The 19,727-nt window shown below is 46.8% G+C and carries 15 protein-coding genes and 1 pseudogene; 3 read left to right on the forward strand and 13 right to left on the reverse strand.

The features are described 5' to 3' along the window. The 3 genes from K2G43_RS06155 to K2G43_RS06165 all read left to right on the forward strand — a co-directional run. A partial coding sequence (locus K2G43_RS06155; protein ID WP_300153547.1) for an SbcC/MukB-like Walker B domain-containing protein occupies positions 1 to 546 on the forward strand: 546 nt, incomplete at its 5' end. Positions 547 to 645: 99 nt separating this feature from the next. Further along, positions 646 to 1,500, forward strand: coding sequence for a type I methionyl aminopeptidase (gene map / locus K2G43_RS06160; RefSeq protein WP_300153548.1), 855 nt, complete (start codon positions 646 to 648; stop codon positions 1,498 to 1,500). 172 nt (positions 1,501 to 1,672) lie between these two features. Then, a complete protein-coding gene (locus K2G43_RS06165) occupies positions 1,673 to 2,899 on the forward strand; it encodes a DNA recombination protein RmuC (RefSeq protein WP_300153550.1) in 1,227 nt (408 codons plus the stop codon). Positions 2,900 to 3,072: 173 nt separating this feature from the next. Here the strand turns inward: K2G43_RS06165 and K2G43_RS06170 are convergent, their stop codons facing one another. The 13 genes and pseudogenes from K2G43_RS06170 to K2G43_RS06230 all read right to left on the reverse strand — a co-directional run bounded on the left by K2G43_RS06170 (position 3,073) and on the right by K2G43_RS06230 (position 19,557). Then, complete coding sequence (locus K2G43_RS06170) at positions 3,073 to 4,911, reverse strand: BACON domain-containing protein (protein ID WP_300153552.1); 1,839 nt, start codon at positions 4,909 to 4,911, stop codon at positions 3,073 to 3,075. Between the two features lie 9 nt (positions 4,912 to 4,920). Further along, the gene (locus K2G43_RS06175) at positions 4,921 to 6,456 is read right to left on the reverse strand and encodes an outer membrane beta-barrel protein (protein WP_300153554.1); all 1,536 of its coding nucleotides are present in this window, start codon (positions 6,454 to 6,456) and stop codon (positions 4,921 to 4,923) included. A gap of 12 nt (positions 6,457 to 6,468) precedes the next feature. Next, positions 6,469 to 7,233 carry a caspase family protein gene (locus tag K2G43_RS06180; protein ID WP_300153556.1) on the reverse strand — a complete coding sequence of 255 codons (765 nt, stop codon included), beginning with the start codon at positions 7,231 to 7,233 and terminating at the stop codon, positions 6,469 to 6,471. A gap of 8 nt (positions 7,234 to 7,241) precedes the next feature. Next, positions 7,242 to 8,264 carry a hypothetical protein gene (locus tag K2G43_RS06185; protein WP_300153558.1) on the reverse strand — a complete coding sequence of 341 codons (1,023 nt, stop codon included), beginning with the start codon at positions 8,262 to 8,264 and terminating at the stop codon, positions 7,242 to 7,244. 690 nt (positions 8,265 to 8,954) lie between these two features. Further along, the gene (groL, locus tag K2G43_RS06190) at positions 8,955 to 10,592 is read right to left on the reverse strand and encodes a chaperonin GroEL (RefSeq protein ID WP_300153560.1); all 1,638 of its coding nucleotides are present in this window, start codon (positions 10,590 to 10,592) and stop codon (positions 8,955 to 8,957) included. 48 nt (positions 10,593 to 10,640) lie between these two features. Next, the gene (locus K2G43_RS06195; RefSeq protein ID WP_300153561.1) at positions 10,641 to 10,913 is read right to left on the reverse strand and encodes a co-chaperone GroES; all 273 of its coding nucleotides are present in this window, start codon (positions 10,911 to 10,913) and stop codon (positions 10,641 to 10,643) included. 483 nt (positions 10,914 to 11,396) lie between these two features. Further along, the gene (locus K2G43_RS06200) at positions 11,397 to 12,137 is read right to left on the reverse strand and encodes an EFR1 family ferrodoxin (protein WP_300153562.1); all 741 of its coding nucleotides are present in this window, start codon (positions 12,135 to 12,137) and stop codon (positions 11,397 to 11,399) included. Beyond that, positions 12,134 to 12,268 carry a hypothetical protein gene (locus K2G43_RS06205; protein WP_297644247.1) on the reverse strand — a complete coding sequence of 45 codons (135 nt, stop codon included), beginning with the start codon at positions 12,266 to 12,268 and terminating at the stop codon, positions 12,134 to 12,136. The genes K2G43_RS06200 and K2G43_RS06205 overlap by 4 nt, the downstream gene beginning before the upstream one ends. A gap of 86 nt (positions 12,269 to 12,354) precedes the next feature. After that, positions 12,355 to 13,716 carry a histidine--tRNA ligase gene (gene hisS / locus K2G43_RS06210; RefSeq protein ID WP_300153565.1) on the reverse strand — a complete coding sequence of 454 codons (1,362 nt, stop codon included), beginning with the start codon at positions 13,714 to 13,716 and terminating at the stop codon, positions 12,355 to 12,357. A gap of 104 nt (positions 13,717 to 13,820) precedes the next feature. Further along, positions 13,821 to 14,933, reverse strand: coding sequence for a hypothetical protein (locus K2G43_RS06215; RefSeq protein WP_300153567.1), 1,113 nt, complete (start codon positions 14,931 to 14,933; stop codon positions 13,821 to 13,823). 1 nt (position 14,934) lies between these two features. Further along, complete coding sequence (locus tag K2G43_RS06220; protein WP_297644244.1) at positions 14,935 to 15,183, reverse strand: NVEALA domain-containing protein; 249 nt, start codon at positions 15,181 to 15,183, stop codon at positions 14,935 to 14,937. A 444-nt stretch (positions 15,184 to 15,627) separates the two neighbouring features. Continuing rightward, positions 15,628 to 17,271, reverse strand: coding sequence for a RagB/SusD family nutrient uptake outer membrane protein (locus K2G43_RS06225; RefSeq protein WP_300153569.1), 1,644 nt, complete (start codon positions 17,269 to 17,271; stop codon positions 15,628 to 15,630). A gap of 36 nt (positions 17,272 to 17,307) precedes the next feature. Then, a pseudogene (locus K2G43_RS06230) lies at positions 17,308 to 19,557 on the reverse strand (SusC/RagA family TonB-linked outer membrane protein). Between the last annotated feature and the right edge of the window lie 170 nt (positions 19,558 to 19,727).

A 19,727-nucleotide genomic window follows, 5' to 3' on the forward strand; every position in this document is an offset into this window, starting at 1 on the left:
GAGAAGACACGTGCCTCCGAATCGCGTGAAGTCTATCTGAAATCGGATCGTCTCTGCCACTACTTCGGCGACGAGAAGGGAAAAAACTTCCGCAACATCGCCCAAAGCTTTGTGCTGAAAGAATTGCTGAACGGTGCCAACTCCTACCTGCGCCGCCTCACCAATCGTTATGAACTGGAGTGCCAGCCAGGGTCGCTGACGATTCTGCTGCGCGACTTCTACCAAGGAGGTGCCGCCCGCCCCGCCTGTACCTTATCGGGCGGAGAAGGTTTCCTTGTCTCCCTCTCACTGGCGTTAGGACTCTCTTCCCTCAGCAGACAAAGCCTGTCGGTAGATACGCTGTTCATCGACGAAGGCTTCGGCACCTTGAGCGACGACTACCTGAATACCGTCATGGATGCGTTGGAAAAGCTGCATCAGATGGGTGGTAAAAAAGTAGGAATCATCAGCCACGTGGAAGGATTAAAAGAGAGAATCAAAACGCAGATACAAGTGGAAAGAGTGGATCATTCGAGAAGCGAAATCAAGACGGTGAACACCTTGTAAATGACAAATTAGGCATTACCGCATCTTTTTTTAGCACAGAGAAGCACAACGTCATTGTATAATTCCGTACTTTTGCGTAGCTAATAAACAAAGAAAGCAATGAAGAAATTTATGAAAGGAGTCCGGTTTACTCCTAAAAACTATTCCGATGAAGTAGAAGCCAAGATTCAGCATTATAAGAAAGAGGGTTACAAACTGCCCATGCGAAACCTGTTGCGCACCGAAGAGCAGCTGGCGGGTATCCGCGAAAGCGCCAAAATCAACACGGCATTGCTGGACTACATCTCCGCCAACATACACGAAGGCATGTCCACTGCCGAGATAGACCATCTGGTCTATTGCTTCACGACCGACCACGATGCCATCCCCGCCCCCTTCCTCTACGAAGGCTTCCCCAAAAGCGTATGCGTCAGCATCAACGACGTAGTGTGCCACGGCATCCCCAGCACGAAGGAGTTTTTGCGTAGCGGCGACATCGTGAACGTGGACGTATCTACCATCTACAAAGGCTACTTCTCCGATGCCTCGCGCATGTTCATGATTGGAGAGGTCAGCCCCGAAATGCAGAGGCTGGTACAGGTCGCCAAAGAGTGCCGCGACATCGGCGTGCAAGCCGCACAGCCGTGGGCACGATTGGGTGATGTAGGTGCCGCCATCCAAGAGCACGCCAAGAAGAACGGCTACAGCGTGGTACGCGACCTTTGCGGACACGGCGTAGGCATCAAGTTTCACGAAGAGCCCGATGTAGAGCACTTCGGCAAGCGGGGCACCGGCATGCTGATAGTGCCGGGCATGACGTTCACCATCGAACCGATGATAAATATGGGAACCTACGAAGTATTTATCGACGAAGCCGACGGATGGACCGTCTGCACAGACGACGGTCTGCCCTCCGCCCAATGGGAAAGCATGCTATTAATCACGGAAACAGGAAACGAAGTACTAACGGAATAAGAGACGAACACAGAGACACAGAGGCACAGAGTTTTATTTTTATCTCTATTATCTTTAATAAAGCTCTGTGCCTTAAAAATTCTGGAACTGTTAGAAACTTATAAAATTATTTTTATCTCTATTATCTTTAATAAAGCTCTGTGCCTCCGTGTCTCTGTGTTTTATAAATATTATGGAAATACTACTACTCATTATAGGGATAATCATCGGCACTGCCATCGGCTACCTGGCCGCCGACCGCAAGTCCGCCTCCTTGAAAGCTGAAATCAGCGGAGCAAAGAAAGAAGTAGAACTCTTGAAACAGCAAAAAGAAGAAGCCGAAGCCCTACATAAACGCATGAGCATCGAGTTTGAAAACCTCTCCAACCGCATCTTCCGAAGCAAGGCGGAGGATTTCACCAAACTGAACGCCGAACATCTGAACAACCTGCTCCGTCCGTTGGGCGACAACCTGAAGGAGTTCCGCCAGAAGGTGGAACAGGTCTATAGCACGGAAGCCAAAGAGCGCTTCTCGTTGGGCGAGCGCATCAAAGAGCTGGTGGAGCTGAACAACCGCCTCAGCGAAGATGCCAACAACCTGACCCGCGCCCTGAAAGGAGACTCGAAAATGCAAGGCAATTGGGGCGAAATGATTCTGGAACGTCTGTTGCAAGCCTCCGGACTGATAGAGGGAGAACACTATACCCGCCAGGAATTCCTGAAAGACGAGCGCGGCGAAACCCTTGTCAACGAAGAGAGCGGGCAAAAGATGCAACCCGACATCCTCATCAAATACCCCGACGAACGAGAGATGATTATCGACTCCAAAGTATCGCTGACCGCCTACTCCGCCTACACCTCCGCCGAAAGCAAGGAGGAGCAGGCACGTTTGCTGAAGGCGCACCTGCAGTCCATCCGCGCCCATATCGACGAACTCAGCCGGAAGGATTATTCGCACTACAACATCAAGTCGCCCGACTTCGTCATGATGTTCATCCCCACCGAAGGTGCCTATCTGCTTGCCATACAGAGCGACGCCACCCTTTGGGAATACGCCTACAACAAAAAGGTGGTGTTGATGAGCCCCACCAACCTTATCAGTGCCCTGCGCCTTTCCCTCGACCTCTGGAAGAAAGAGAATCAGGTAAAGAACGTGCAGGCCATCATCAAACGCGGCACCGCCCTCTACGAGAAGATAGTCGGATTCACCGACACCTTCCTCACCATTGGCGACAAACTGACCGCCCTGCAACGAGATTATGACAAAGCCTTCAACCAATTGTCGGAAGGAAACGGCAGCGTAGTGCGCCAAGCGGAACTGCTGAAAGGCATGAGCCTCACACCCAAGAAACGGATTTCGGCAAGGCTGCTGCCTAAAGAGGAGGTGGAGGAAGAGAGGGAGAATGAAAAAGAGGAATAGCTACAAGTTACACAAATACTCTACCATGCGGAAGATAATTTTTTACTGCTGTCCGGTAAAACATTGATTCCCCCTTCCGAAGAAACATAAAACAGCGCAAAAGTACTACAACCAATTATTCTTTTTGTAGTTCTTTTGCGCTGTTCTATTATATGAAAGAGAACCCAATCCCCCTAATAGTTCGTGAATGTAAAATTCGTCTCATTTGAACTTGCAAACGTCCGCCATACGCCGGTTGTCCTCTCAAAAACTTCTATATGGAATTTCAGATAACTTGTTCCTGCACCACAATGCAGTTCGGAATAAGGCATGAATAGTACATAATCATTAAATGTGCAATTCTGATAGTTAGGAGTAAAACTTCCGTTTACAGAAACTTGACCATTCGGAGCACGATATAACCCATTGTAATCAGTTAAGCTGCTCCCGTTTTGAAACGCAAAATAAGCTTGGATATTTCCTGTTTTGTGGAGCATATTGTTCACAGAAAATTTGATATGTATTTTCATACCCTTCATCATCTGAATCCCAATGTATTGTACGACATTATGCTCCACCCAAACTTGTTCTATCGTTCCTGATACCGTATTTGTATTGGCCTGTTGCGTCACGTCTATTCGAACTGTTTTATCTCCGGATTTCACTCTCAACCAGTCAGAACGTGAAGAAGACGATGTGTTGGCAGAACATTGTATCGTAAATGACGTGCTGCTTTTATTTGTAAGAGTACACCATCCTGGCAAATGCTCTACCTCGTAAGCACTGCCATCTGTCCTCACATAATACGTTGCACTTCCTCCATTATTGGAGAATGAAGTGGAAACGGCAGTCTGATTGTTGACTGTCAGATAACCCGTTTCACCATATTTGCGTTCCAAAGAGAAAGTTTTAACATATACGGATTTACCGTCTTTGAATATCTCGTATTTATAATTACCTGGTTTATAATTTCCTTTAGAATTCCATCCCCAGTTATGGGTATAGTTTCTGTCCGTACCGGCCAATAGTTTTAGAATCCAAGTGTATCCTTGTGGAGATTCATCGTTCTTGAATACCTTTTCGGAATTGGAAAGCCGATAGGTAAGTGTAACCTCTTTGGATGAAGAATAATTTACCCGAAACTGAATGCGGGCTATGTCGGAAGCGTACATGGAGGAGCTGCCGATTACAGCATCCTTGTCATCAAGTCCTCTCAGTTCCACATCATTAATACAAAAAGTATCAGCAACATAAGCCCCTTTTATCCATTGCGGAGTTTGCTCATATCCACTTTCCATGGCTATATGTTCCGTATTGGCTATTGTTTTTGAGAAAACAGAAGTCCAGGTAGCCGTACCTGCGTAACTTACCTCCACCACTTCATTCAATGCTTCACGAAAACCGCAAGTAAACATTCCAGGACTACCTTCCGCCGAATAAGACTTCTGCCCTTTAATACTACTCGACACCATATAATCACCCGATGCATTAAACAACTCGCTGAAATGCCGGGCACTGAATACATGGGAAGGGAAAGATGTTATCATATTATCAGCAATGCCGTTTACATGATGTATTGCGTTGCAAGCCTCTGCAATACACAGCAATAGACGATGAGGCCGCTTTTGGAGAGCATTATATACATCTAAAAGGTCTTTGCTCCTTTGCGCAATAGGTGTACCACTGACTCCCAATGTCAGAGTCGGATAGTCATTATATCCACGGTTATAGCCATGTCCGGCATAATAGAATATTATTACGTCATTGGATGTTGTATTCAGGCTGGACAATGCGCTATTCAAGCTGGCAACAGAAAAACGACTGCCATAGAAATACTTCTCGGCAACTTGCAAACCTGTATAACGTCTCAGATTCGGAACGAATGTATTACTAATATATTTGCGTGTTTGGGCACATGAAGTACCAATAGATTGGTCGTTATCATCTGTAAAGACCAACAGATGCACGGTCTTGGCAGACACCAAACCGGAAAACAGGCACACTAATGACAATAATAATATTCTATTTTTCATGTTTTTAAATCAAAACATATATGATATACCGACAGAAAGATTCTTGTTCATTTTTACTTTAGCCTCACCTTCTTCTGCCATATTGATTAATCCTTTCGACAAAGTGGCATGTATTTGCAGACCATGGATGTGGATACCACCGCCATATTCCAGCGATGTATTGAAGCGTTTCCATGCCCAACTTTGGGCGTAAACATCATCAAATGTATTGTCTTCGTATCCGGGAATATCGGTAAACTTAATAGAACCACCCAATCCGTAATCGAATCCTACTCCACCGAAAAAGAATATCTTGAATTTCTCACTGAAGTGAAGCCTGTATTCCAAGTGTGCCGGCAGGTAAAGATTATGTTCTTGCAATTTGCCATTACAAGAAAGCGGATTGTCATATTCGTCCATTATTGAAGCATTTTGTGTTTTCGAGAAATAATACTCATAGTACAAACCTGTATTCAACGCAAACCCATATTTGAATTGTGGTTCAACCCGTATTCCTACTTGTACACCGTTTAGATGATTCTTATCTTCCCAATAGCCCATTTTTTCGACTCTTCCATCTTGACTGACAGCCCATTGTTTTGTCACATATCCCAAAGCAATACCGATAATTTTAGGCTCTTCGGGAGAGTTCCATGCCCTTTTGTACCTTTTATAAGGCGTATATGTCGTAGAAGTTGGTTTGGACGTGGTGGGAGTAGTTGTAGTAGTAGCAGGAGGCGTAGTAGTTTGAGACTGATAAATTGTAGAACCTCCTGCAACATAACTTCCTTGCAACCATTGCGGATTTTGGGTGATTTTAAGCTGGGCGGCTCTTTGAACCGTTTTTTGAGAAATCAAGCGGAACAAATTAGACCAACTGACCGTAGTCTGATTGTTACCGGTCACAATTTCGGTCATAGCATCTGCAAATGAACGGGAAAACAGCCCCATGCTACCTGCCTGAGAATAGGATGCTTGCCCTTTCTTACTGGAGCTTATCATATAGTCGCCAGCGGCAGCAAACAGGTTTCTGAACTTAACACCATCATCCTCGAACGGAGAATTGTCCGATATGCTTGTGCCTGTCGCCTGTTTATTACACGCCTCTGCCATAACAACAAGCAAACGGTGACTTTTGGCTCTGAGCGTATTGTATATGTCTAATAACTCTTTTTTTCTAAGACTAAGGTCTTCTCCATCCCTGCCAAGTGTCAGTGTAGGATAATCATTGCTTCCATTGTTGAAACCATGTCCTGTATAATAAAACAGAATAACATCGTTGGTGGAAGTGTTCAACGAAGATAAGGCGGCATTTAGTTTACTTCTGGTAAAATTGCCATTTCCTTCATAGATATACGAACGCACATCTTTGTCATCCAAGTACCGATGCAGTTTCACCAAAAGGTTCGTTTGCAAGTATTTTAGAGTCTGATTACATGAATTGCCAATGCTCGCATCCTCCGTATCGGCAAAGACAATGAAATGTACGGTTCCGCCGCCTATGTCAGCGTAAGTTATGTTGCATACCAACAACATTAAAAAAAATATACTAATTGTTCGTTTCATAATAGTGTGTTTTTAATCATCAAATGGATCTGCACTCTGTTCTATGCTATACTGCGGTTCATGTTTCCCTGCGGAAAAACGTATTGTCAATTTGGAAGCGTCTTGCAGTACTTTCTCCCAAGTTGGGTTAGCCACATCGTTGGATGTATTTTCTTTCACGGCTTGTCGAAAGGCGTTTCCGAAGAATGCACCGTATGTGAGGTGGCTGTAGGAGAATTGCCCGGGTTTAGCAGCGGTCACAATTACTTTCTTCTTTCCCTTAAAGCCTATGAACAGTCGCGCCACGTTGTTATCATCCGTTGGATTATAGGACCGGACCGGTTTGTATCCGTTATTCAGATATCCGTTACAGCAATCTGTAATGAAAAGTATCAGTTTAGCATTTCCGCATTGCTTATTGAGCCGGGCAAGTATATGCGAAGACCAATAAGGCTGGTCGAGCAAGTCGAGCGTGGGCCATTTGTCGTTTTTCAGATTAGCGCCATGCCCGCTGTAATAGAACACAACCACATCATTGCCGCCGATGTGCAAATTATCTATTTCCCGGTCAATGTAGCCTGTAGTAAACTCTGACCCCGAGTGGGAGCGCAAGTTGTGAGCATACCCCAAGCATTGTGCCACATTGGTAAAGAACTGCTTCATGTTCCGGCTATCAGCAGTCCGATCCACTTCTCGTCCGGCTTCCTTTTCATTTACAAAAATCAACGTATGCATCGTTTGTGCCATCATGCACATAGAAATGCCAGCAAAGAAGATACTCAGTATTGTCTTTTTCATTTTACTATTTATTTTATTGTTCGCAAGTATTTGTCTTTCGGGAATATCTGTCTGGCTATTTGAATGATTCGGGACTGGACGATACTGCAATCATTGCGGAATATCCACTTCCCGTTCATTCTCATCTCACATTCACTACAATAGAAAGAGAACAGGATATCGAGAGTTCTCCCTTTGTCGTGGAGTTGGAAAGCGATGTCCGGTAAGAAAGTACAATTCTTCACAAAGTCAAACTTCTCAAAACTTTCTTCATCGGTAATGGCTTGTCGGAATTGTTTCATCCATTCGGCATTATCCAACTTTTGCTTTTGCAATATCACGTATTTATCCAACTTTTCAGAATTCTGATCGCTTTGGCTCAAAGGATCTATAATATAACAGGTCATTTCTTTTGCTTCGGTTATCATTTGCAGAATGGTACTATTCAGTTTCACATACTTGTCTCCTTCGGAACTATTTGCTACGCCATCCCTGCTTGCCATCGGTGACAGGGTGTTCTTCTGGATAAGTTCGCTTTCTGCATTATTAGATTGTACTTCTCTAAAAATAGGATTCAGAATCGAAGACAATTGGCTATTAATGGAATCCGTATCTATCAGATACTGCTTTTTCTTGTGATAAAATGTACATAAATCCGCATGCAAGTCCAGCAAAAGTATAGCAGAATCTTTGGACGAACAGAACTTGAAGCCAACATCAGGAATGAACGTACTAAACTTTTTGACTTTCACCAAAGATGGACGAGAGAAAAACGAATCGACCAGCGCCTGCAAATCTACCACACTTTCTTTTTTCAGAGGCAAAGAAGCACCTTTCACTGCGAAACCACATAATGTTTCGGTTGAATCGCCTGCCTCGTTCATGGCATCTATCCGGTATGCAATAACTGAGTCGGTTGCACGAAGGGTTTTCTGCACTTTTTTAGGAAGCCTCTGCGCTTTAGAAGAGGTTGAAGAACGAAATGTGTCACATTGAATAAATACCAACAACAATACCGCACTTACTGAAACAAGAACAAATATATGTTTCATGGTTCATATGTTTGTTGCCTATTGACCTCCCAATGTCGGCATTAAAAATTTTGTTGACGTAACTATACAAAAAAAGCGTGGAGATCCGTACATATTACTCGTCCACGCATTGAGGCTCTCGCATGCCCATTGTAATCGAACGAGCAACTGAGAAACCCACGCTGATGAGTTTATATATTCTCCCCCCTATACCATCATTATACACCTATAATAATAAGTGTATAAAATAGCTGAGGGAAGTCTATAAAACACCCCATGAGCATCTACTGTTGCTATGTTCATGATTACAATGCGAATTTGCGAGATTCCAATGCGTTGAACAAAGCGCTTGTAAACGCTTCCTAAAATATAGTGATTCTCTTTTCTACTTGCATCGGGCGAATTTTACAATATTACATTATAGTATCCGTTTCATACAAGTTGTTTCTAATTTCCTCGGCCTTAAATCAGGAAGGAAAATTTCCACTCTCGCATGAGTGGAAAGAGACATAGAGAATCGACCGCAAAAATAATAAATAATCTGATTCCTTGAAGGCTATCCGAATGTTTTTTCAATAATAATTTTATGGCTTTATAAGGTAATAATCTATGCTACCCTATTTTTTCAGCAGATAGCAATAAAAAAGAAGCCGCAGCATCCGTTTTCAGGACACTGCGGCTTTTCTATAATCAAAAACCAAATCAGAGAAATTACATCATTCCGCCCATGCCTCCCATTCCGGGAGCGCCCATCGGCATTTCGGGCTTATCTTCTTTCTTCTCAACAATCACGCATTCGGTAGTCAGGAACATGCCGGCGATGGAAGCGGCGTTCTCAAGTGCTACACGAGTTACCTTAGCGGGGTCAACCACACCGGCTGCGTGCAGGTTTTCATAAACATCGGTACGTGCATTGTAACCGAAGTCGGCCTTGCCTTCGCGCACTTTCTGTACAACAACGGCGCCTTCCTTGCCTGCATTGGCGCAGATTTGGCGCAACGGCTCTTCGATGGCACGCTTGATGATATGGATACCGGTTGTCTCGTCGGCATTGTCACCTTCAAAGTTTTCCAAAGCTTCCAGCGCACGGATGTAAGTCACGCCACCACCCGGCACGATACCTTCTTCGATGGCCGCACGAGTCGCACGGAGTGCATCGTCCACACGGTCTTTCTTCTCCTTCATCTCAACTTCAGAAGCAGCGCCTACATAGAGAACAGCCACGCCACCGGACAACTTAGCCAGACGTTCCTGCAATTTTTCCTTATCATAGTCGGACTTAGTAGAGGCAATCTGAGCCTTGATTTGCTCGCAACGCTCCTTGATGTTTTCCTTGTTACCGGCACCGTTTACGATAGTCGTATTGTCTTTGGAAACCGTCACCTTGTCGGCAGTACCCAACATTTCGATGGTAGCCTGTTCCAACTTCAGACCCTTCTCTTCGCTGATGACAACACCGCCGGTCAGCACGGCGATATCTTCCAGCATCTCTTTACGACGGTCGCCGAAGCCCGGAGCCTTCACGGCACAAATCTTCAACTGAGAACGCAGACGGTTGACAACCAGTGTAGTCAGCGCTTCGCTATCCACGTCTTCGGCAATCACCAACAACGGACGGCCGGTCTGTACGGCGGGTTCAAGAATAGGCAAGAAATCTTTCAGGTTGGAGATCTTCTTGTCGTAAATCAAAACGTAAGGATTCTCCATCTCGCACTCCATCTTCTCCGTATTGGTCACGAAGTAAGCGGACAGATAACCACGGTCGAACTGCATACCTTCTACTACACCGATGGTAGTCTCAGTGCCCTTCGCCTCTTCGATGGTGATGACACCGTCTTTAGAAACCTTGCGCATGGCATCTGCAATCAGCTTACCGATAACCGGGTCGTTGTTGGCAGAAACCGAAGCCACCTGCTCAATCTTATCATAGTTGTCGCCTACGGTTTCGGCCTGATTCTTGATGGATTCCACCACCTTGGCCACCGCCTTGTCGATACCGCGCTTGATGTCCATCGGACTTGCGCCGGCAGTCACGTTCTTCAAGCCTTCAGCTACGATAGCCTGAGCCAGAACGGTAGCGGTTGTAGTACCGTCGCCCGCATCGTCACCAGTCTTGGAAGCGACTTCCTTTACCAACTGTGCGCCGGTATTCTGATAAGCGTCGGCAAGTTCCACTTCTTTGGCCACCGTCACACCGTCTTTCGTGATGTGGGGAGCACCAAACTTCTTCTCGATGATTACGTTGCGGCCTTTAGGACCAAGCGTTACTTTTACTGCATTTGCCAATGTGTCGATACCCTTCTTCAGTTGATCGCGGGCATCAATATTGAATAAAATTTCTTTTGCCATGATATGATGAACAAATTAAAAATTAAGAATTAAGAATTAAAAAATAATTTATGCCAGCACGGCGAGTACATCGCTTTGACGCATGATGAGGTATTTGGTTCCTTCAATTTCCAGTTCGGTACCGGCATACTTGCCATACAGCACTGTGTCACCTACCTTCAACACCATCTCTTCGTCTTTCGTTCCGTTGCCTACCGCAATCACTTCTCCTTTCAAGGGTTTCTCTTTTGCCGTATCAGGAATGATAATACCGCCAATAGTCTTTTCTTCTGCAGGTGCAGGGAGTATCAGTACTCTGTCTGCCAATGGTTTAATGTTCATAGTTCTTTCGTTTTATATGTTATACATTATTTATTATAATAGCAGTGCTGCTTTGCGCAGGCGATAAATCTCTTACGAAAACCGTGCCAAACGGTCAGGCTGTTCGTTTGGCAGATAAAACCTGACAAATAAAAGAAGAAACTGACAAAATGACAACCCCGGCTCCTTTGATTCCGCACCCGCCGGCATGCCATCGGGCAGACTCCCTTCCCCAAAACGGTTTAGTCAGCCTGAAAGGCAACATAAGAAAGGCCATAAAGTGCACTATCGCCCTTTATAAACTTCATCTCAGCACGCGAGATGCACATCTCAACGGCGGAGATATACATCTCAGGGCGCGAGATGTATATCTCGCGCCCTGAGATGGAGTTTTCATACAATGTAGAATTGTTTTTCCGGAAGAGAAAGGATATTTTATAAGCAGTCTGTATCTGCCCCATCACCGGTATCTTTCACCCGCACCATCCGCAACCGCCGGACGGCCTACAGATAATCTTCCAGCCGATACCGCCCTTTCTTCTGTGTAGCTCTTTTATATTGTATCACCTCTTGAGGACAGGCATGGAGGCATGCCATACAATGGATACAGGCTTTTCCCCACACCGGACGGCCTTTGACCAGCCGGATGTTCGCCATCGGACAGGAATCGACGCATTTACCGCATGAGACGCAGCCCTTGTCCACATGAAAGCCTCTGGAACTGATGATGAAACGGGTAAACAAGGGATTCAAGATGTGCGACTTCAACCAGATATGATCGCCCTCATGCACATGCCACTCCACCAAGTTGGCAAGAACGTTCTTGACTATTATAGCAATCGTACGCCGCGCATTCTCCAGCTTCTCACGACACAAGGCATCGCCGTCCAGGTCGAACATCGGCACATACGTGTTGGGCATGATCACAGACCAGCCGGAATCCACGGGGAAGTATTTGAAAAACAGTTCCATCCCATCACCTACATCATCGCCACAGGTACACACGGCATAACGGTAGGGACCATACGGCAAAGGACACCGTGACAGAAAATCAGTCAAAACACGGGGAGCACGCCAGGAATGTATCGGGAAAACAAGCCCCAACCTGCGTTCATCGGCCAATCCTTGCGGCAGCACGCCCTTCCTGATGTATTCGGCAAAATCAACGGCAGTGTCGTTCGTGGCTTCCGCCAGCTGTTCTGCCACCCAACGTGAGTTTCCAGTCCCGGTTAAATATAATATCATACGTTCCAGAAGATTTTTGTAGAATGAATCAACGAACTGCCCATGTAGAGCAGAAATAACAATGCGATGACAATCATCAGGAAACTGATGAAAGCGTTCAGCTTTTTTTGTTTCAGGTCAATAGAAATCATAAGAGCCTCCTTCTTTTTAGATTCGCCCTAAATATATGAAAAAAGGAGCAATCGCTTGCTCCTTTTTAAATCTATTTCAGCTTTTATTACTTCAATTCGCCAATCAGCTCTTGCGGAGAGACCAATTTCTGTGCGCCGGTCTCCATGTTCTTCAAGGTGACTTTGCCTTCATTCATCTCGTTCTCGCCCACCAAGGCTACGAAGGGGATGGCTTTGGAGTTGGCATAACCCATCTGCTTCTTCATCTTGCTGGCATCGGGGAAGATTTCGGCACGGATGCCCGCCGCACGCACCTGGGCAAGCACGTTCATGGAGAAGGCCGCCTCTTTCTCGCCGAAGTTGATGAAAAGCAGCTGCGTGCCGTTCACCGCTTCCTTCGGATAAAGGTCAAGCTGGTTCAGCACATCGAAGATGCGGTCGGCACCGAACGAGATGCCTACGCCGCTGACACCGGACATTCCGAACACGCCCGTCAGGTTGTCATAACGGCCGCCGCCAGTGATGCTGCCAATCTGCACATCCAGCGCCTTCACCTCGAAGATGGCTCCGGTGTAGTAGTTCAAGCCGCGTGCCAGTGTCAGGTCAAGTTCTATTTCGTTTTTCAGGCCGAGGTTCTTCAAGGTGGAAAGGATGAATTCGCTCTCCTCCACTCCCTTCAAGCCGGTCTCGCTGGCGGCAAGGACTTCCTTCAACGTGGCAAGTTTCTCTTCGTTGCTGCCGCTCAGCAGGATGATGGGTTGCAGTTTGGCAATGGCCTCCTCGCCGATGCCCTTCTCTCGCAGTTCGGCGTTCACGTTGTCCAGACCTATCTTGTCCAGCTTGTCGATGGCTACGGTGATGTCCACAATCTTCTCCGCCTCGCCGATGATTTCGGCAATGCCGCTCAATATCTTGCGGTTGTTAATCTTGATGCTGACACGGATGCCGAAGCGGGTGAACACCGTATCGACAATCTGCATCAGTTCCACTTCGTTTAGCAGGGAGTCGCTGCCCACCACATCGGCGTCGCACTGGTAGAACTCGCGATAACGTCCCTTCTGCGGACGGTCGGCACGCCACACGGGCTGTATCTGATAACGCTTGAAGGGGAAAGTGATTTCGTCGCGGTGCATCACCACGTAACGGGCAAACGGCACGGTGAGGTCGTAGCGCAAGCCTTTCTCGCAGAACTTGCAGGCAAGCTTGGCGGCATTGCGGCTCAGCAACTCTTCATCCGTCAGTCCGGAGAAGTAGTCGCCGGAGTTCTGTATCTTGAACAACAGTTTGTCGCCCTCTTCGCCATACTTTCCCATCAGGGTGGAGAGCGTCTCCATAGCAGGCGTTTCTATCTGCTGGAAGCCATAGAGGTGATACACTTCACGAATCGTGTTGAATATATAGTTACGCTTCGCCATTTCTACCGGCGAAAAGTCACGGGTTCCTTTCGGAATACTAGGTTTTGCTGCCATACGTATTTCAATTGCTTAAATAATAGGGCGGCAAAGTTACGGCATTTTATTGAGGAAGGAAAAAGAAAATTTAGGAAATTCAAACACAGCTGCAACTTTCTTACTTAAATTCCCGGACAATCATATCGGACCAAAAGCGGCTCGTATGTCTCCGACTCCGTGATGCCGTAAAGGGTACGGTCATCTTCCGTCACGGCGATGTTGACAACGAAAGGAGTCAAATGCAACTTATGGCACAAGCGCCCTTCCCAGTCGAATACAAGCACCTCTTCGCTGAAGCTTATCCCCTTCCCTGGGCCTTTGAACTTCTCAGGCATTTCTTCCCGACCGATGGCACGTAAATCGCCTTTCGTTTCCCGTTTCAGGAGTAGGTAGATGTATCGGGCTGTCACGGCAACCTTGAATCCACACATTTGACGGTCCGGTGCCCCTTCTGGGCTGATGCCGTCCGCTCCCGGACGGTACGACGGATATTGGTCGAGCAGGAGCTTGCGGTTGACAATCCGGTTGCCTTCCAACTCAAAGATTTCGGCATACAACCCTTCGTCGCATCCATAGATGAATCGGTTTCTCTGAGGATGCTTCTTCATGCGCGCCGAAGAGTTGTAAATCCACTGCTTGGTCATCAGGGGGCCATCGAAACCGTCATCGGGCAAGAATCCCTCTATGTCCGTCAGTTGCCCGGTGGGCAGGTGCAGAAGCTTGAACCATTCCGGTTTCGTATTCTTCGGGCTGGGGATGACACAAGCGGTGAGCAAAGTACTATCGTTGATGAATTCTGCCTTCATCAGCCACAAGGCGTTGTTCTGCCTGAAGGCATGAACGGGTCGCACGGCATCGGTATCGAGGTTGATGAGTTGTGCCCCCATGTCGTTGCTGCTATAAAGCAACATGTCTCGCGTAGGTTTGTAGTAATATACCGAATTGGCTTCTATCAGTTCATCCGGTCCTGTCCCCCGCTTGCCGTAGCGATGAGAGAGGTGGGCACTATCCCCCGTCAATTTATACACCTCGATGAAGAACGGTTCTTTGGAAGCTTCGAGGATAATCTCGTTGGAATCCGCGCTGATGACTGCATAATCGTTCTGTAACGAATCGGCAGGTATTACGGTTCCTTCGAGACGGGAAACGGGAACATCCTTAACCTTATCCTGCCGGGAACAGGACAGGGTTATAAATCCCACTAAAAGTATGACGGGGAGGCTAATGCGATTCATGTTAATTCGTTTTTTTCATATCTTTAATGATAATATGTCGCCAAATGCCATCAGATCCTTCGGTTAGGAATTTGCATTCTTCGTCTTTCTCTTCAGCACAAGGAATTTTAACAGGGCTTTCTGTATTTGCAAGCGCTTCAATGTTGGCGAATTGAAGTTCTGTTAATCGCTGCACGGTTACGCTGCGATATCCAATGTAGCTACCAAAAGTTGCGGTAACTGCCACAATTAATAAAAGATTTTTCTTCATGGTTCACGTTTTTTAAAATTAAATTATTTGATTGCGTAAATATATGCACTTTTTTTATGCACACAAGTTTTACAGGAGATTTTTTATAAAAGAGCACGGCTCTTTCATTTAGGCCTTACACTTATTGTCAGACGCGGATTGAACGGATAAAGCGGATTTTATTTTTATCAGCTAAATAAATAATACGCCCAATCCGTTAAATCCGCGTCTGAAAAATGAAAACGACTTTAAATAAAAAAACCGTGCTAAAAGAGCCGTAAAACACAGTTTCATCTGACCTGCCTACAGGAAGCCGATGTTTTTCTGAGGGAATTTTGAGTTCTATCAAACTCACTATAACGAGCATTATTCGTAACTTCATAAAAAACGCCCCAAAAGTCGGATGTCCAACTTTTGGGGCGCACTTTACCGTTTCCGGCTCACCTTCTTTTTCCTAATTGGCGATTAATTGTAGCCTTGATTCTGCTCCAACGCTGGATTGTTGTCGATGGCACCTTGAGGTATCGGATTGTAACGGTTATGTGTGGCAAACTTTCGATCTTCTATCTTCTTGTCGCTGGCCGCAGCATTCACATTGATGGTGGCACGGCGGCTCGGTATGCTTTCACTATAATCCACAGTACCCACTACACGTTCCAACACGCCGTTCAACACCGTCTCGGCAAGCATCTTCCCGCTGTCGTCTTTCCAACGCAGGATGTCGGCGCGACGCAAACCCTCACCTGCCAATTCCACGGCACGCTCGCGGCGAATCAGTTCGCGCAAGGTCTCTTTGGTAGTATAGCGTGTACGATCTACTTTCGGCATTCCCACACGCTGACGCACCTCGTCCAGCTTGTCATACACCTCGTCTGAGGGGCCGGAAATCTCATTGGATGCTTCGGCGGCGGTCAGCAGTACTTCGGCATAACGCATCACGATAGGACAGCAGTTGGACCCCCAAATACCGTTGGCATATTGCTCGTCAAGGTATTTACGCCATGAGAGGGCGGTCTTCGACGCATTGTCGGCCGACGTGGGGAAATTGGCATTGTCCTTGCCGTCCACGGTCTTGTCAAGTGTATTGATAATCTTCCCGTTCCACTCCATACCGGGATACATCACCGTCATCTCCATGCGAGGGTCACGGTTCGCGAAAGGATGTGCCGGGTCGTAGAGAGAAGACTCTTCTTTGGTCAAACCGTCCGTCATCTCATACATATCAATCAGGTTCTGTGTAGGAACGATGGAAGACCATCCGCCATCAGCGTTGTTATACATCTGCCCCAAGGTGTAGAGGTCTTTTGTCGAGTTGATGTATTGCACCGCCATAATGATTTCTTTGGAGTCCTGCCCCGCTATCTTGTAGAGGTTGCTATAATCTGGCTCCAATGAATACAATCCCAGTCTGGCGATGCCGTCCGCCATCTCCTTAGCTTTGGCATAGTCGCCATAATACAACGCGCTCCGCATACGGATACCCATCGCAAAGCCCTTGGCTATACGGCCACGCTCGGCAGGAACATCATTCAATTCACCGATAGCCGCGTCAAGCTCCGTATTGACGAAAGTCTTCACCTCTTCTTCCGATTTACGCGCCACGCGGGCGTCTTCCGCATTATTGTAGTTATCAATGATGGGCACACCACCGTACCACCAGTTCATGATGAAATAACGGTAAGCGCGAATCGTGCGCACTTGCCCTATCAGGTCCTTCTTTTCCTGCTCATTGGCAAAAGGAATATCATTGATTCTTTCCAGGAACGTATTGCAACGGCGAATCACGGCGAAGCTATAGAAACTGGCTACCGAACCGGAAGGGTTCATTGTCCCGTTGCCAATGGACTTGTAGTTTTCCCACTCAAAGTTGTTATACCCCAAATCGGACGTACAATCAAGGTAGAGGATATTTCCTCCATCCTCCCAGTCGGGAGTATCATAGTTGTTGCCGCCATAGCATCCGATGGCAAACTTCCGTGCATCGTCTTCCGTCTTCCACGTCGTGGCCGGAGATAGTGCATTCAACGGGGCTGTGTCCAGAAAGTCTGAACATGAACTCGTCATCCATGCGATGAGTCCTAAAAACAAGTATTTTGTATGCGATTTCATTGTCTTCTTCTTTTTTTAAAATCATGTACATAAAAGTTAGAATGCGATGTTGATACCGAAAGCATGGGTACGCAGCAAGGGATAAGAAGAGAGTCGCTGGCTGGTAGCTTCGGGGTCGATGTTGACCTTCATGCTATCAAACGTCAGCAGGTTCTCCACCGAATAGTAAACACGGATGTTTTCAATTCCCAGATGGCTGAGAACACTCTTCGGTAAGGTATAGCCGAGTTGCAGATTCTTCAGGCGCAGGTAGCTTACATCTTGCAACCAGAAATCCGACGCCACCTGACGGCTGCTGCTCGGAGAGTTGGTACCATAATGGATGCGAGGCATCTTCGCGTTATGGTTTTCGGGAGTCCAGGCGTCACGCCAAATGGTAGAAGGATGAGCGGCGTCGCCCGAGAAGCTACCATAAACTTCGTAACCGTCGAACATCCGCTTCACACCTGCGGCACCATTGAACATCAAAGAAAGGTCGAAGCCCTTCCATGCCGCGTTGAGATTGAATCCGTAGGTGAATTTCGGATCGGAACTGCCACAATAGTCACGGTCTGCCGAAGTCAGCTTACCGTCACCATTCACGTCCACATATCTCAAATCACCGGCTTTGAACTGCTTGCCAAACGGATTGCCGTACTTGGCTGTGTATGCATCGGCCTCTTCTTGTGAATTGAAGAACCCGTCCGCACGATACAGAAAATAGGTGTTCATGGACTCGCCCACCTTGTTGCGTTGATTGTAACCTGTACCCAAATAAGTGTCTTTATCACCACCCAAGTCAAGGATTTCATTCTTATTGTAAGCGAAGTTTCCGGCAACGCCGAACCTCACCTGCCCTATCGTCGTATTATAAGCGAGGTTAACCTCCACACCGCTGTTTCTCATGGAGCCCACGTTGTCCTTGTAGGCATCCAACGCAAACTCTCTGGGAACCGTCACGTCCATGATGATGCCCGTGGTCTTGCGGTTGTAGTAGTCAATAGAACCCGTCAACTTGTTGAACAAAGTAAAGTCGATACCGATGCCCCATGTAGAAGCCTTTTCCCATGAGATGGTTTCCAAACGGAACTTGCGTTGGTAATAACCCGAATTCAAAGCCCCGCCGAAGGGATACTTAGAGTCGAGGTCGTAGGTACTCATGGCAGGATAGAAATCGTTGGCCGAACCGCTCAATGCATCTTGGATTCATGCGGGCGGAAAAGCGCTTGCTCAGTTTCATGTCGAGGTTGGTACGTGCGTTGTACTGCTCACGGGCCGCATTCGGCAAGATACCGGTCTGGTTCAGATAACCCAAAGAAGCCATGTACTTCACGTTTTCCGCACCACCGTTCACGTTGACATTATGTCGATGTTGCACACCTGTCTTGTAAGCCAAGTCATACCAGTCCGTGTCGGGATAATTGGGGTCGTTGCCAGCCTTGAACTTCTGCAACTCCTCGTCGGTGAAGCGTTTAGCCATGCCCTCTGCCTCCAATACCTGATTGAGCAACGTGGCATATTCGTATGAACCCATACGTTCGATGGTATTCGTGGCATTTTGGAAACTGACATACCCGCTATAGGAAATCTTGGTCTTTCCCTCTTTTCCCCGTTTGGTCGTAATCAAGATAACGCCATTGGCTGCTTTTGAACCGTAGATGGCAGCTGATGCGGCATCTTTCAACACGGAGATGGATTCAATGTCATTCGGGTCAACTGAGCTCAGTGTACCTGTCTCCACTCCATCTACCAAGATGTAAGGACCGGCAGCGTTCAATGTTCCGATACCACGTACACGGATATTACCAGAGTCCTGTCCGGGGGCACCGTTGGTTCCCGTCACCGTCACGCCCGGCATCAGACCTTGCAATCCGCTCGAGATATTCTGAATAGGACGGTTTTCCAATTCTTTACTATCGACCATAGCTACTGAACCGGAAAGATTTGCTTTTTTTGCGTACCATAGCCCACTACAACCACTTCGCCCAGCACTTTGGCATCCTCTTTCAAGGTAATGGTCAAAGGAGCACCATTCCATTTCACTTCTTGCGTCTGATATCCGACGTAAGATATGATAATAATGGCACCTTTACTCACATCAGACAGCGAGAAATTACCATCGAAATCGGTAATAATTCCATTCGTCGTACCTTTCACCACCACAGAAGCCCCAATAATGGCTTCTCCACTAGCATCCTTAACCAAACCTTTGCATGTTTCATTCTGCTGCACAACCGTCTGATTATCAATTCCGGTTATAGCCGAAGCAGGAGTGTAACTTGCAAAAAGTGTGCTTAGAAACAGCATGAAAACCACGTGATTATAAAATCATAAATAATTACACAACAAAACAATTTTCTGGAAATTTCATCATCCTCCGCTCTTCTTGGCCGCGTCTTTTCAGGTCCTTTTCTGCTCCGTACTTCCTTCGGTGTTTCTTCGGACGTTCTTCGGACATTCTTCGGTCCTAGGGAGTG

Origin of the sequence: Bacteroides sp. (genome assembly GCF_029057325.1) — a bacterium.
GTDB lineage: Bacteria > Bacteroidota > Bacteroidia > Bacteroidales > Bacteroidaceae > Bacteroides.

Excerpts from the sequence above, each read along its gene's own strand:
- K2G43_RS06220 (WP_297644244.1), bottom strand. The coding sequence starts at position 15,183 with ATGAAGAAAAATCTTTTATTAATTGTGGCAGTTACCGCAACTTTTGGT.
- K2G43_RS06180 (WP_300153556.1), bottom strand. The coding sequence starts at position 7,233 with ATGAAAAAGACAATACTGAGTATCTTCTTTGCTGGCATTTCTATGTGC.
- K2G43_RS06225 (WP_300153569.1), bottom strand. The coding sequence starts at position 17,271 with ATGAAATCGCATACAAAATACTTGTTTTTAGGACTCATCGCATGGATG.
- map (WP_300153548.1), top strand. The coding sequence starts at position 646 with ATGAAGAAATTTATGAAAGGAGTCCGGTTTACTCCTAAAAACTATTCC.
- K2G43_RS06205 (WP_297644247.1), bottom strand. The coding sequence starts at position 12,268 with ATGATTTCTATTGACCTGAAACAAAAAAAGCTGAACGCTTTCATCAGT.
- K2G43_RS06200 (WP_300153562.1), bottom strand. The coding sequence starts at position 12,137 with ATGATATTATATTTAACCGGGACTGGAAACTCACGTTGGGTGGCAGAA.
- hisS (WP_300153565.1), bottom strand. The coding sequence starts at position 13,716 with ATGGCAGCAAAACCTAGTATTCCGAAAGGAACCCGTGACTTTTCGCCG.
- K2G43_RS06175 (WP_300153554.1), bottom strand. The coding sequence starts at position 6,456 with ATGAAACGAACAATTAGTATATTTTTTTTAATGTTGTTGGTATGCAAC.
- K2G43_RS06165 (WP_300153550.1), top strand. The coding sequence starts at position 1,673 with ATGGAAATACTACTACTCATTATAGGGATAATCATCGGCACTGCCATC.
- K2G43_RS06185 (WP_300153558.1), bottom strand. The coding sequence starts at position 8,264 with ATGAAACATATATTTGTTCTTGTTTCAGTAAGTGCGGTATTGTTGTTG.
- K2G43_RS06215 (WP_300153567.1), bottom strand. The coding sequence starts at position 14,933 with ATGAATCGCATTAGCCTCCCCGTCATACTTTTAGTGGGATTTATAACC.
- K2G43_RS06170 (WP_300153552.1), bottom strand. The coding sequence starts at position 4,911 with ATGAAAAATAGAATATTATTATTGTCATTAGTGTGCCTGTTTTCCGGT.
- K2G43_RS06195 (WP_300153561.1), bottom strand. The coding sequence starts at position 10,913 with ATGAACATTAAACCATTGGCAGACAGAGTACTGATACTCCCTGCACCT.
- groL (WP_300153560.1), bottom strand. The coding sequence starts at position 10,592 with ATGGCAAAAGAAATTTTATTCAATATTGATGCCCGCGATCAACTGAAG.